The following is a 14,037-nucleotide window of genomic DNA, read 5'->3' as shown; positions in this document are numbered from 1 at the left end:
CGCGTGCCCGGCCCGATCAGCGTGCGCCGCGCACGCGCCGCAGTTCGTCGAGCACGAGCAGCATCGCGCCGATCACGATGCCACTGTCCGCCAGGTTGAAGGCGGGCCAGTGCCAGCCGCTGACGTGAAAGTCGAGAAAGTCGATCACGCGTCCGTGCACGAGGCGGTCAATGACGTTGCCGAGCGCCCCGCCCATGATGAGCGCGAGCGCCGTGCAAAAGAGCTTCTGGTTGCCGTGACGCTTGAGCAGATAGACGATGACGCAAGCCGCCGCCACGCCGAGCACCGTAAACGCCCATCGTTGCCAGCCGCTCGCCGTGGACAAGAAGCTGAACGCGGCGCCGCGATTCAGAACGAAAAAAATGTTGAAGAACGGCGTCACCACGTAAGGCGTGGCATAGGCGAATACCTTCTTCACGGCGATCTTCGTCAGCTGATCGAACAGAATGACGATCAGCGAGATGCCGAGCCACGGAGCGAGCGAGGATGAGCTCGCCGCCTGCATCGAACGCGCTTTCGCCATTATGCCGCGCTCCTTTTTTCGCCTTCGCCGAACAGGTTGCCGAAGCAGCGCCCGCATAGCGTCGGGTGTTCGGCGTGCGAGCCGACGTCCGCGCGGTAGTGCCAGCACCGTTCGCACTTGAGGTATTTCGATGCCGTCACATCGACACCTTCCTCGGCTTCCGAATCGACCTTCACGAGCGCCGCATCCGACGTGATCAGGACGAATTTGAGATCGTCGCCGAGACTGACGAGCGCATCGTAAGCGGCGCCCGTCGCGCGAATACGCACTTCCGCTTGCAGCGACGAGCCGATCTGATTCGTCGAGCGGGCTTCTTCCAGTGCCTTCGTGACGTTGCCGCGCACCGCGCGCAGCAGCGACCACTTGGCGAGCAGCGCCTCGGCGCCCGGCACTTCCGGATAGGCGTAGTACGTTTCGGTGAAGATCGTCTCGCGGCCCGGCTGGAATACCTTCCATGCTTCTTCGGCGGTGAAAGAAAGGAACGGCGCCATGATGCGCAGCAACCCTTGCGCGATGTGGTACAGCACCGTTTGCGCCGCGCGCCGTGCCGGAGCGTCCGGCGCGCTCGTGTACAGGCGGTCCTTGAGCACGTCGAGATAGAAGCCGCCGAGATCTTCCGAGCAGAACGTTTGCAGCTTCGCGACCACGGGATGGAACTCGTACTTCTCGTAGTTCGCGAGCAGATCCTTTTGCAAGTCGCTGGCGAGCGCGACGGCGTAGCGATCGATTTCGAGCCACGCGTCGACGGGCACCGCATGCTGTGCGAAGTCGAAATCCGACAAGTTCGCGAGCAGGAAGCGCAGCGTATTGCGAATACGGCGATAGCTTTCGGTCACGCGCTTGAGGATTTCCTCGGAGATCGCGAGCTCGCCCGAATAGTCGGTCGACGCGATCCACAACCGGATGATCTCGGCGCCGAGCCGGTTCGCGACTTCATGCGGATCGATCCCGTTGCCGAGCGACTTGCTCATCTTGCGGCCTTCGCCGTCGACCGTGAAGCCGTGCGTGAGCAGTGCGCGATACGGGGCGCGCCCGTCGAGCATCGAGGCCGTGAGCAGCGACGAATGGAACCAGCCGCGGTGCTGATCGGAGCCTTCAAGGTAGAGATCGGCAGGGAAGTGTGAGGCCGCCTTGTGCGAGCCGCGCAAGACGTGCCAATGCGTCGTGCCCGAATCGAACCAGACATCGAGCGTGTCGCGGTTCTTTTCGTAGAGGTTGGCGTCTTCGCCGAGCAATTCGCGCGGATCGAGCGATTGCCACGCTTCGATACCGCCCGCTTCGACGCGTTGCGCGACGGCTTCGAGCAGCTCGGGCGTGCGCGGATGCAACTCACCCGTTTCCTTGTGCACGAAGAACGCCATCGGCACGCCCCACTGGCGTTGCCGCGAGAGCGTCCAGTCGGGGCGGTTCGCGATCATGTTGTACAGGCGCTGCTTGCCCCACGACGGATAGAACGCCGTGGCCTCCACCCCCGCGAGCGCCGTTTCGCGCAGCGTCGCCGCGCCGTCGTTCGGCGTCAGATCCATGCCGGCGAACCATTGCGACGTGGCGCGATAGATGATCGGCGTTTTATGGCGCCAGCAGTGCATATAGCTGTGCTGGTACTTCTCGGTGTGCAGCAGCGTGCCCGCATTGGTGAGCGCCTCGACCACCTTGGGATTCGCTTCCCAGATCGTCAGGCCGCCGAACAGCGGCAGCGATTCGACGTAGCGGCCATCGCCCATGACAGGGTTGATGATGTCGGAATCGACCATGCCGTGCGACTTGCACGAGACGAAATCTTCCACGCCGTAGGCGGGCGAAGAGTGGACGACGCCGGTGCCCGAATCGATCGTCACGTAATCGCCAAGATAGACGGGCGACGTGCGCTTGTAACCGAGATGCGCCGACGCGAGCGGATGATGGAAGCGCAGATTCACGAGCTTCGCACCCGGCGTCGTGGCGATGACGTTGCCCGATAGCCCGAACTGCTTCAGCGATGCTTCGACACGTTCTTGCGCGAGCACGAGCAAGCCGCGCTCGGTATCGACGAGCGCGTAGTCGAGCTCGGGGTGAACGTTCAAGGCTTGGTTCGCGGGGATCGTCCACGGCGTGGTCGTCCAGATGACGATGCCGCCTTCGGCGCGCGGCAGGGCGGCGAGGCCGAAGGCCTGGGCCGTTTTCTCCGGCTCGGCGAACGGGAACATCACGCTGATCGATGGATCGACGCGGTCCTTGTATTCGACTTCGGCTTCCGCCAGGGCCGAGCCGCAGTCGAAGCACCAGTTCACGGGCTTCAGGCCGCGGAACACGTAGCCCTTCTCGAGAATCTTCGCGAGCGCGCGGATCTCGCCCGCTTCGTTCGAGAAGTTCATCGTCTTGTACGGATCGTTCCAATCACCGAGCACGCCGAGCCGCTTGAAGCCGGCCTTTTGCGTTTCGATCTGCTCGCCGGCATAAGCGCGCGCCTTGCGCTGCACTTCCTCCGCCGGCAGCGATTTGCCGAATTTCTTCTCGATCTGGATTTCGATCGGCATGCCGTGGCAGTCCCAACCCGGTACGTACGGCGCATCGAAGCCCGCCATATTGCGCGACTTGACGATGATGTCCTTCAGGATCTTGTTGACGGCATGACCCAGATGGATGTCGCCGTTCGCGTACGGCGGGCCGTCGTGCAGGACGAACAGGGGCCGGCCTTTGCTGGCCGCGCGGATCTTCTCGTAGACGCCGCTCTCTTGCCATGCCTTGACCCATTGCGGTTCGCGCTTGGGCAGATCGCCGCGCATCGGGAACGGCGTATCGAGCAGGTTGACCGGATACTTGGCCTGGGATTTCGAATCGGCTTTCTTCTCGCTCATGGTGCTATCGCTGAAATCGGTGGGCGCCCGAGCCGTGGGCGCTTCGGTATTGAATGTGTCGTGCTTGCACGGCCGGGCGCTCACGGAACGCTTGGCCGGCGGGTCGTGCGGGGCGGTCAGCGAATTCGGTCGGTCGCCGACGTCGAAAACCCGGTTGTCCGGCTGCCGGGCGCGGCTTCGAAGGCCGCGCCGGCTTCACCGGCCGCCTGCGAGGCTTCGCCCGCGCCGCCGAGCGCGGTGAAATAGGCGCGCGCGAGTGCGACGTCGCGCGCGATCGCCGCGGTGAGTGTTTCGAGATCGGCGAACTTCTCCTCGTCGCGCAGCTTCTTCAGAAATTCGACGCGCACGAGTTTGCCATAGGCGTGGCCGTGCCAATCGAGCAAATGCACTTCGAGCAGGACCCGCCCGGAATCGTCGACGGTCGGGCGCAGCCCCAGGCTCGCGACGCCGGGCAGCGGCTGCGCCTCGATTCCGTGGACGCGCACGACGAAGATGCCCGCGAGCGCGGGGCGCTTGTGGGCGATCGGCAGATTCAGTGTCGGGAAGCCCAGATCACGGCCGAGCTTGAGCCCGTGCGTGACATGCCCGCTGATCACGTAGGGGCGCCCCAGCGCGGCACGGGCGGCGTCCAGATCGCCCGCAATGAGCGAGGCGCGTACCGCCGAACTCGAAATGCGGGCACCGCTCGGATCGGCGACCGTCGGCATCTGCTCGACTTCGAAGCCGTATTGCTCGCCGGCCGCCTTGAGCGAGGCGAAATCGCCCGCGCGCTTGGCGCCGTAGCGGAAATCGTCGCCGATCAGCACCCAGCGCGCGTGCAGGCCGTCGACGAGGATGCGTTTGACGAAGGCTTCGGGCGACTGGCTGGCGAACGTGTGGTTGAAATGCTCGACGACGACGCGCTCGACCCCGTTCGTACGCAGCGCTTCGAGCTTGTCGCGCAGCATCGCGATGCGCGGCGGCGCGCTCGCGGGATTGAAGAACTCGCGCGGATGCGGCTCGAACGTCATGACGCACACGGGCAAGCCGCGCGCCCGTGCCGCCTCGCTCACACGGGCGAGCAGAGCCTGGTGGCCGCGGTGGACACCGTCGAAGTTACCGATCGTCAGCGCGCAGGGCGCGCGGCTTTCGGCATTGGGAAGACCGCGGAAGACTCTCACGATAGCCGTTGGGGTGGGCGGCACGACGCCGCGAAGCCGTTCATCGATGGACGTGCGGCAAATGCCGCAAAGCAAAAGATTATAAACGCTCGGGGCCGGGCGCGGCAGCGCGCGGCTTTGGCGAGCCCCCCGGGTGATAAAATCGCCGGATGAAAAATATCGTGATTTTGATTTCCGGGCGCGGCAGCAACATGGAAGCCATCGTACGCGCCTGCGCCAGCGAACGCTGGCCGGCGCGCGTTGCGGCCGTCGTGTCGAACCGGCCCGACGCCGCCGGGCTCGCCTTTGCAGCGGCGCAGGGCATCGAGACAGCTGTCGTCGAACATGGCGGCTTCACCGATCGGGAAGGCTTCGATGCCGCCTTGGCCGATGTCGTCGACAGCTTCGAGCCCGATCTTGTCATTCTGGCCGGCTTCATGCGCGTGCTGACCTCCGGCTTCGTCGGGCGCTACGCGGGCCGCATGCTGAACATTCACCCGTCGCTGCTGCCGAGCTTCCCGGGGCTGCGTACGCACGAGCGCGCGCTGGACGCCGGCGTGACGCTCCACGGCGCGACCGTACATTTCGTGACGCCCGAGCTCGATCACGGCCCGATCGTCGTGCAAGGCGCCATTCCGGTGACAGCCGCGGACAACCCGGCCACGCTTGCCAAACGCCTGCTCGCGGTCGAGCACGTCATCTATCCGCGCGCGGTGCGCTGGTTCGTCGAGGATCGCCTGACGCTCGCGGGGCTGCGGGTGGCGGTGACGCCGCCCGAGCCGCAATGGTTTTTCTCGGACACCCAAGGGATCGCCGCATGAAGAGCATCAAGAAGAAAGAGAAAGATAAAGGCACGCCGAGAGGCCCGTCCAAAGGCGCCCCGGGCGCCGGCCGTACCGGCGGAAAACGCGATTCCATCCTGCACGGCTTTTTGATCGGCCAGACCGAAACCCTGCTCGCCGACGTCCTGAAGTTCACCGGGCCCGCCGATGCCACGACGAGCCGCTTTTTCCGCGCGCACCCGAAGCTCGGGCATGCGGAACGCGGCATCATCGCCGAGGCCGTGTTCGCCGTCCTGCGCCGGCGCATGGAATTCGCGCATTTGGCCGAAAGCGGCAGCGGCAGCCCCACGCGGCGCCTCGCGCTGCTGGGCCTCATGCAGACGGCCGGACGGGCCGCGCTGGCGCCGTTCGTCTCCGAGGCGGAAGGCGCCTGGCTCGAACACGTGTCGAAGATCGATCCGGCCAGCTTGCCGCTGCGCGTGCGCACGAATCTGCCCGACTGGATCGTCGAGGCGCTTGGAAAGCGGTTCGAGGCCGACGAATTGGCGCAGCTTGCCGCCGCGCTGAACTATCCGGCACCGCTCGATTTACGCGCCAATCCGATCAAGGCCAGCCGCGAGCAGGTGCTCGATGCGCTGCAAGCCGCCGGCATCGATGCGGGGGCCACGCCGTTCGCGCCGCTCGGCGTGCGGGTGGCCGGCAAGCCGGCGCTGACCAAGCTCAAGCCGTTCGAGGACGGCTGGATCGAAGTGCAGGACGAAGGCAGCCAGCTGCTGTGCGCGCTCGTCGCGCCGCGTCGCGGCGAGATGATCGTCGATTTCTGTGCGGGTGCCGGCGGCAAGACCTTGGCGCTCGGCGCCGCGATGCGCTCGACGGGGCGGCTCTATGCGTTCGACGTATCCGATCGGCGTTTGGCCAAACTCAAACCGCGGCTGGCGCGCAGTGGTCTATCGAACGTCCACCCGGTCCTCATCGATAGCGAACACGACGCCAAGATCAAGCGCCTCGCGGGCAAGATCGACCGCGTGCTCGTCGATGCGCCGTGCAGCGGCCTCGGCACGCTGCGCCGCAACCCCGATCTGAAGTGGCGGCAAAGCCCGGCCTCGGTGGAGGAACTGGTGCCGAAGCAAGGCTCGATCCTCGCCAGCGCGGCCCGGCTCGTGAAGCCGGGCGGGCGTCTCGTCTACGCAACCTGCAGCATGCTGGAAGCCGAAAACGAAGCGATCGTCAGCGGGTTTCTCGCCGCTCATCCCGATTTCACGCTGGTCCCGGCGGGCAAGGTGCTGGCCGAGCAGCGCGTCGAACTCGAGATGGGCGACTATCTCTCCTTGTGGCCGCATCGGCATGCGACCGACGGCTTTTTCGCCGCGGTCCTCGAGCGCCGCGCCTGACCCTTCGCGGCGGCGGCCTTTCCCGGCCCGCTGCCGACGACCTGCGCGAACCGGCCGGCCGCACGCGGTGCGGCGCGCACCGACACGAACCCGGGGCGGCCGCACGGCCGGCCCCCCATCGAGATGACACAGAACCGCATCCTCTCCCACATGCTGGCCGGCATCGTGCGCGACTATGGCGAGCCCGTGATGATCTGGCAGGCGGGCACGCTGCTCGGGACGCTTTTGGTCGCCTGGCTGCTCGCGCGGCTCGTCCGCCGCAAGCTCGATTCGCACCGGCGCGCCCGGCACGAATCCGTGCGCTTCGGCGCAGAAAGTTTGCACAAGGCACTCTTCCCGTTGCTCGGGGGCCTGCTGGTCTGGGCCGTGCAGACGGCGCTCGACGATTACATGTCGACCTCGCTGCTCGAACTGGCACTGGTGCCGCTCATCGGCATCGCGCTGATTTACATCGTTTTTTTCCTTGCGCGCCGGGTGTTCGGGCGCTCGGGGCAGGCCCACGCCTGGCTCTCGATCACGGAAAAGGCCGTCTCCGTCATGGTGTGGGTGGGGATGGGCATCACGGTGCTCGGCATCCAGGACGAGGTCCTGCGCTGGATGGAATCGGTTCGATTCCGGGTCGGTACCGCGCACATGACGCTGCTCTCGCTGACGACCGGCCTGATGTGGGTGTGCGCCACCGTGATCTTCGCGCTCTGGCTGGGGTCGGTGTACGAGGATCGCGTCATGCGCGCGCATTCGATCGACGCGAATCTGAGGGTCGCGCTGTCGCGCCTCGGTCGCGCACTGCTTGTGCTCGCCGCGGTACTCACCAGCTTTTCGCTCGTCGGCATCGACATCACGGTGCTCGGCGTGTTTGGCGGGGCGCTGGGCGTCGGGCTCGGTTTCGGTCTGCAAAAAATCGCGAGCAACTATGTGTCGGGCTTCATCATTCTGCTCGACCGCTCGTTGCGGCTCGGCGACACGATCAATGTATCGGGGCTGCAGGGGAGCGTGACCGAGATCCGGACGCGCTACACGATGGTGCGCGGGCTCGACGGCATCGAGACGCTGATCCCCAATGAAAAGCTCATCACGGATGTCGTGCAGAACCATTCGTCGTACCTGACGCGCGGCTATGCGAAGGCGGCGGTCCAGATCGCCTATACGTCCGATCTCGAACGGGCAATGGCGCTGCTCGTCGAAGCGGCGCAAGGCGTCGAGCGCGTGCTGGACGATCCGGCGCCGGCCGCCTATCTCGCCGGCTTCGGGGCGGACGGCATCAATCTCGAACTCGGGTTTTGGATCGAGGAAGCCGCCAAGGGCACGGCCGGGACGCGTTCGACGGTGAACGTCAACATTTGGCGGCTCTTCAAAGAAAACGGCATCGCGATTCCCTATACGCGGCGCGACATCCGCCTCGTCGGCGGTTTGCCGGCCGCACTGGGCGGGGCGGTCGAGATCGGTCACGCTCAAACGATCGGCGAGGTGCAAGCTGAGGGCGCCGATGCACAGGCGGGTTTGGGCGTGGATCCGGGCACGGGAACCGCTCGCGATGTGGCGACGGGGGCTTGAAGAGTCGATCAATGCTCGCTGCGGCGAAACGTCGCAGTAAGGCTCGGACGCCGCAAATCGGTAAAAAACGCGCGGTACGCGGTGCTTACGTTGGGGCCGCGCATCGTGCAAAACCCTAGTTGTTACAAATACTTGCGGCAGTTGCAGTAGAATGCTGCTCAGCTCTGAAAGCCAGCTTTCATCTTTTTGACACCCCAACCGAGCCCGGTGTCGCCGTAATACAGGTACAACGCCTTGCTGAACTCCCTTCTCGATTTTCTTGCACACGGTTTCCTTCGCTGCTCGTGGTGGCAAATCGTGTTGATCGCGCTTGCGCTCACCCATGTGACGATTATCGGCGTGACGGTCTATCTGCACCGTTGCCAGGCGCATCGCGCACTTGATCTGCACCCGATCGCGAGCCACTTCTTCCGGCTATGGCTGTGGATGACCACCGGCATGCTCACGGGCCAGTGGGCGTCGATCCACCGCAAGCACCATGCAAAGTGTGAAACGGAAGAGGATCCGCACAGCCCGCAAACGCGCGGGATTTGGAAGGTGCTGCTTGAAGGCGCCGAGCTGTATCGCGCGGAGGCCAAGAACGAGGAAACGCTGCGCCGCTTCGGTCACGGCACGCCGAATGACTGGATGGAGCGCAACGTCTACACGCGCTACCCCATTCTTGGCGTGAGCCTCATGATGGTGATCGACGTCGCGCTGTTCGGCGTCGTCGGCCTGACCGTCTGGGCCGTGCAGATGATCTGGATTCCGTTCTGGGCGGCTGGCGTCGTCAATGGGCTCGCGCATTTCTGGGGCTACCGCAACTTCAACTCGGCCGATGCGAGCATGAACATCTTCCCGTGGGGCATCATCATCGGCGGCGAGGAACTGCACAACAATCACCACACGTTTGCGACGTCGGCGAAGCTGTCGAATAAGTGGTACGAATTCGACATCGGCTGGCTCTATATTCGCCTGATGTCGGCCGTCGGCCTGGCGAAGGTCAAGAAGATCGCTCCCACGCCCAAGCTGGCCGCGCGTAAGCTCGTGCTCGATCAAGAGACGTTGCAGGCCGTGCTGAGCAACCGCTATGAAGTGATGGCGCGATACGGGAAGGCGGTCAAGCGTGCGTATCGCCAGGAGCTGGCGCGGCTGAAGGAAATCGGCTCGCGCGAGAAGTATCAACTGATGCGTGGCGCCCGCAGCTGGTTCCATCAGGACGAAGCCGGGTTGAACGAGCCGCAGAAGCGGCAATTGCCCGAGATCTTCGCGGATAGCCAGACGCTGCGCACGTTCATCGAATTGCGCAACGATCTGAGCGCGATCTGGGAGCGTTCGAACGCCTCGCGCGAACAATTGCTGGTCCAGCTCCAGGATTGGTGCCATCGGGCCGAGCAAAGCGGGATCAAGGCGCTGCAGGAATTCGCGATGCGCCTGCGCCGGTACGCCTGAGCACCCCGATAAGCGAAATCCATTAAAATTTCGGTACGTCACACACCCCGCGTCTGGCGGGGTGTTGCTTTTTGGGGCCTCGTGATGCGTTCGTTCACCTCGATCGCTTGGCCAGAGGCCCATGCCGCGAGGCGGATTAGAGGAGAACAGGATGGATCCGGCCATCAAAACCGTCGAATTCGACAAGCCTCAGGATGGTGCAGTCTGCGGCGTCGGCCATGCTTGGGCGAAAGTGCCGCCGGCGCCGTCGCCCGAGGAGCGCCAGCAACTGAAGGCGCGCGTGCGCGAGCTACTCGTCCGGGAAAAAGCCGTGCTCGTCGCGCATTACTACGTCGATGCCGAGCTGCAGGAGCTGGCCGACGAAACGGGCGGCTGCGTGGCCGATTCGCTCGAAATGGCGCGCTTCGGCCGTGATCACGAGGCCCAGACGCTTGTCGTGGCGGGTGTCCGATTCATGGGTGAGACGGCCAAGATCCTGAGCCCTGATAAACGCATTCTGATGCCCGATCTGGACGCAACCTGCTCGCTCGATCTGGGTTGTCCCGCCGAGGAATTCTCGGCGTTTTGCGATGCCCACCCCGATCGCACGGTCGTGGTCTACGCCAATACAAGCGCGGCCGTGAAGGCTCGCGCCGATTGGATGGTGACGTCGTCGATCGGGCTCGAGATCGTCAAGCATCTGCACGAGCGTGGCGAAAAGATCCTGTGGGCGCCCGATCGACATCTCGGCAATTACATCCAGCAGCGCACGGGTGCCGATATGTTGCTGTGGCAGGGCTCGTGCCTCGTTCACGACGAGTTCAAGGGAATCGAGCTCGATCTGTTGCGGGCCGAATATCCGCAGGCCAAGGTCCTCGTGCATCCGGAATCCCCTGCAGGCGTCGTGGCACAGGCCGACGTTGTCGGTTCGACGACGCAGCTTATCGATGCGGCCACGCGTTTGAATGCCACGCACTTCATCGTCGCCACCGATCTCGGGATCTTGCACAAGATGCAGCTCGCGGCGCCGGGCAAGACCTTTATCGCGGCGCCGACAGCCGGCAATAGCGCGACGTGCAAGAGTTGCGCGCATTGTCCGTGGATGGCGATGAACGGGCTCGCGAACCTGGTGGATGTGCTGGAGCGCGGCCACAACGAAATTTTTGTCGACGCAGCCATTGGCGAGCGGGCGCGCATGCCGATCGATCGCATGCTCGCATTCGCGGCGGCACATAAGCAGCGCGTGCAGGCCAGCGGCGATCTCGCGCGCGACACCGCACTGTTCGCCAATGTGGGCGCGGCCTGAAGGCGCGCCGCTCACGCATTCCCTATTGATATCGACTTGCTTGCCGCGGCGGCCTGCATGGCCGCGCGCGGCACATTAAGGACAACGCACGTTATGACCTCGCAACAAACCACGCCCCGCCAGGATGCCGTATCGCCGCTTTTCGCCGAGATCCGTGCGCGCTACGGGGCGGCATTCGATGCGGCGCTCGAACGCAACGTAGCGGATGCGCTGGCCGAGGATGTCGGCGACGGCGATCGCACGGGGCAGCTCGTCCCGGCCGATTCCATCCGCGACGCACGCATTCTGGTGCGCGAAGAAGCGATGCTCTGTGGTGTGCCGTGGTTCGTTGCCGTGATGCGGCGCGTCGATCCGTCGATCGAGATCGATTGGCGCTATCGGGAGGGCGACGTCATGGCGGCCGATTCGCCCGTTTGCTTTCTGCGCGGTTCGGCTCGTTCGTTGCTGACGGCCGAGCGCAATGGCCTGAATTTTTTGCAGCTGCTCTCGGGAGTCGCGACGGTCACGCGCCATTATGTCGATGCCGTCGTCGGCACGCGTGCGCACATCGTCGATACGCGCAAGACGTTGCCCGGGCTGCGCCTCGCGCAGAAGTATGCGGTGCGCGTGGGCGGTGGCGTCAACCACCGGCTGGCGCTGTACGACGGCATTCTGATCAAGGAAAACCACATCGCCGCGGCCGGTGGAGTCGGCGCCGCGTTGGAAGCGGCGTACGCGCTCGATGCGGGTGTATCGATTCAAATCGAGGTTGAGACGATCGAGCAGCTCGAATCGGCTCTCGCACATCGCGCGGAGTCTATCCTGCTCGACAACTTCTCATTCGAGGCCATGCGCGATGCCGTCAAGCTGACGGCCGGACGTGCCGTGCTGGAGGTATCGGGTGGAGTGAACTTCGATACGGTGCGTACCATTGCCGAAACCGGTGTCGATCGCATCTCCATCGGGGCACTGACGAAGGATGTGCGCGCAACCGACTACTCGATGCGCTTGATCTAGCGCTGCCTCGCCGGAGCCCGGCGAGCCCTGGTTGATTCGATTCGATTCGGCCGCCTCGGCACCCCCGGCAGGCCGATGTTCCATGCGTCCTTCCCGCGTTGCGCCGGAGCGTACCCCGGTGCGACGCGCCGTTTCTTCAGACCTTGCGGTTGCGAATCCGCTCGGGGGCGAGGACGGTAGGCAACGCTTTCGGCAACGCAGAGGGCCAATCGCGCGAAAAATGCAGCCCGCGACTCTCGCGGCGCGTGCGTGCGCTTTCGACGATCAAGGACGCGACATCGACGAGATTGCGCAGTTCGAGCAGATCGCGGCTGACTTTGAAGTTAGCGTAATACTCTTGGATTTCGTCGCGCAGCAGGGCGATGCGGTGCTTGGCGCGCGCGAGGCGTTTGTCGGTCCGCACGATGCCGACATAGTTCCACATGAGCCGGCGCAGCTCGTCCCAGTTGTGCGCCACGACGACTTCCTCGTCGGGATCGGACACGCGGCTCTCGTCCCAATCCGGCAGCGGGGCGTGAGCGGCGGCCTCGAAGCCTTCGCGTTCGATCGCTTCGGCGGCCGAGCGCCCGATGACGAGGCATTCGAGCAGCGAGTTGCTGGCCAGGCGGTTCGCGCCGTGCAGGCCCGTGCACGACGTTTCGCCAACGGCATAGAGCCCAGCCAGATCGGTGCGCCCCGCGAGATCGGTCACGACACCGCCGCACGTGTAGTGCGCCGCAGGCACGACCGGGATCGGATCTTTCGTGATGTCGATGCCGAATTCGAGGCAGCGCGCGAGAATTGTCGGGAAGTGCTCGTGCAGGAACGCCGGCGGTTGATGACTGATGTCGAGGTAGACGCAATCGATGCCGCGTTTCTTGATCTCGAAATCGATGGCACGCGCGACGATGTCACGCGGCGCGAGTTCGGCGCGCTCATCGTGCTCGGGCATGAAGCGGGTACCGTCGGGCAGGACAAGCTTGCCGCCTTCGCCGCGCACCGCTTCGGTGATCAGAAACGACTTCGCGTACGGATGGAAGAGGCACGTGGGGTGGAACTGGATGAACTCCATGTTCGATACGCGGCAGCCTGCGCGCCACGCCATGGCGATGCCATCGCCCGTCGCTGTGTCGGGATTCGTCGTATACAAATAGACCTTGCCGGCGCCGCCGGTGGCGAGGATCGTGTGCGGCGCTTCCAGCGTGACGGTGCGTCCGCCGGCGAGATCGAGCGCGTAGAGGCCATGGCAGCGGCGGCCGGGCAAGCCCAGACGATCGGAGGTAATCAGATCGATCGCGTAGTGATCTTCCAACAGCGTGATGTTCGGGTGCGAGCGCACACGCTCGGACAGCGTCGCGACGACGGCATGACCCGTGGCGTCGGCCGCATGAATGATGCGCCGATGGCTATGGCCGCCTTCGCGCGTTAGATGGAAGCCGAGTTCCGCGGCATCGTCGCGCGTGAATGGCACGCCTTGGGCGATCAGCCATTCGATGGCCTCGCGGCCGTGTTCGACGATGAAGCGCGTGGCCGCTTCGTCGCACAAGCCCCCGCCGGCGATGAGCGTGTCGTCGACATGGTTTTCGACGCTGTCGGCGGAATCGAGCACCGCGGCGATTCCGCCTTGTGCCCAGTCGCTCGCGCCCTCCGTCATCGACCGTTTCGCGATCACGGCGACACGCCGTTTTTCGGCGAGATTCAGTGCGACGGTCAGGCCCGCGAGCCCGCTGCCTACGATTACGACGTCGAAATTCATGTCAGTCCTTTGTCCCCGTCCCGCTGCGTCGATGCGCAAAACATTGCAGCCGTATGAAAACGCGCGGGCAGCTTGCGAGCATACCGCGCCGGGGTAGCAAACGGGTAGCGAACCAAGCAAAAAGCCCCGCACGCGGCGGGGCTTTTGGTGTCTTTCGACCGGCAGGAAACCGATTGGGTGACCGCTCGCTGAGCGATTACTTGATCTTCGTTTCCTTGTACGCCACATGCTTGCGGGCGACGGGATCGAACTTCATGATCTCCATCTTTTCCGGCATGTTGCGCTTGTTCTTCGTCGTGGTATAGAAGTGACCCGTGCCTGCGGTCGACTCCAGCTTGATCTTGTCGCGTGCGCCTTTGGCCAT

The 14,037-nt window shown here is 64.5% G+C and carries 11 protein-coding genes; 6 read left to right on the top strand and 5 right to left on the bottom strand.

Features of this window, described 5'->3' with window-relative positions; genetic code table 11:
* Positions 1–16: 16 nt before the first annotated feature.
* The 3 genes from lspA to ACTHL0_RS21750 form a co-directional block, all read right to left on the bottom strand.
* A complete protein-coding gene (lspA, locus tag ACTHL0_RS21760) occupies positions 17–523 on the bottom strand; it encodes a signal peptidase II (RefSeq protein WP_440568972.1) in 507 nt (168 codons plus the stop codon).
* Entirely contained in the window at positions 523–3,360 is a 2,838-nt protein-coding gene (gene ileS, locus ACTHL0_RS21755; protein WP_440568971.1) for an isoleucine--tRNA ligase, read from the bottom strand. The genes lspA and ileS overlap by 1 nt, the downstream gene beginning before the upstream one ends.
* A 116-nt stretch (positions 3,361–3,476) precedes the next feature.
* Entirely contained in the window at positions 3,477–4,520 is a 1,044-nt protein-coding gene (locus ACTHL0_RS21750) for a bifunctional riboflavin kinase/FAD synthetase (protein ID WP_440568970.1), read from the bottom strand.
* A 149-nt stretch (positions 4,521–4,669) separates the two neighbouring features.
* Here ACTHL0_RS21750 and purN point away from each other — a divergent pair, with 149 nt between their 5' ends.
* The 6 genes from purN to nadC all read left to right on the top strand — a co-directional run bounded on the left by purN (position 4,670) and on the right by nadC (position 11,938).
* Positions 4,670–5,320 (top strand): phosphoribosylglycinamide formyltransferase, encoded by a 651-nt coding sequence (gene purN / locus ACTHL0_RS21745; protein ID WP_440568969.1) that lies wholly within the window; start codon positions 4,670–4,672, stop codon positions 5,318–5,320.
* The gene (locus ACTHL0_RS21740; RefSeq protein WP_440568968.1) at positions 5,317–6,672 is read left to right on the top strand and encodes an RsmB/NOP family class I SAM-dependent RNA methyltransferase; all 1,356 of its coding nucleotides are present in this window, start codon (positions 5,317–5,319) and stop codon (positions 6,670–6,672) included. The genes purN and ACTHL0_RS21740 overlap by 4 nt, the downstream gene beginning before the upstream one ends.
* A gap of 123 nt (positions 6,673–6,795) precedes the next feature.
* Positions 6,796–8,226: a mechanosensitive ion channel family protein gene (locus tag ACTHL0_RS21735; RefSeq protein ID WP_440568967.1), complete on the top strand. Its 1,431-nt coding sequence runs from the start codon at positions 6,796–6,798 to the stop codon at positions 8,224–8,226.
* A gap of 234 nt (positions 8,227–8,460) precedes the next feature.
* On the top strand, positions 8,461–9,657 hold the full coding sequence (locus ACTHL0_RS21730) for a DesA family fatty acid desaturase (RefSeq protein WP_440568966.1): 1,197 nt from the start codon (positions 8,461–8,463) through the stop codon (positions 9,655–9,657).
* A gap of 151 nt (positions 9,658–9,808) precedes the next feature.
* Positions 9,809–10,942, top strand: coding sequence for a quinolinate synthase NadA (gene nadA / locus ACTHL0_RS21725; RefSeq protein ID WP_440568965.1), 1,134 nt, complete (start codon positions 9,809–9,811; stop codon positions 10,940–10,942).
* A gap of 93 nt (positions 10,943–11,035) precedes the next feature.
* Positions 11,036–11,938 (top strand): carboxylating nicotinate-nucleotide diphosphorylase, encoded by a 903-nt coding sequence (gene nadC, locus ACTHL0_RS21720; RefSeq protein WP_440568964.1) that lies wholly within the window; start codon positions 11,036–11,038, stop codon positions 11,936–11,938.
* Between the two features lie 136 nt (positions 11,939–12,074).
* On the opposite strand, the gene nadB is transcribed toward nadC, so the two are convergent.
* Positions 12,075–13,673 (bottom strand): L-aspartate oxidase, encoded by a 1,599-nt coding sequence (gene nadB / locus ACTHL0_RS21715; protein WP_440545805.1) that lies wholly within the window; start codon positions 13,671–13,673, stop codon positions 12,075–12,077.
* A 196-nt stretch (positions 13,674–13,869) separates the two neighbouring features.
* Positions 13,870–14,037 (bottom strand): 50S ribosomal protein L33 (gene rpmG, locus ACTHL0_RS21710; protein WP_004185395.1); only part of this gene is annotated, 168 nt, incomplete at its 5' end.

The organism is Trinickia sp., assembly GCF_051961175.1.
Taxonomy (GTDB): Bacteria; Pseudomonadota; Gammaproteobacteria; order Burkholderiales; family Burkholderiaceae; genus Trinickia.
This window is presented reverse-complemented; position numbering and strand designations above follow the sequence as displayed.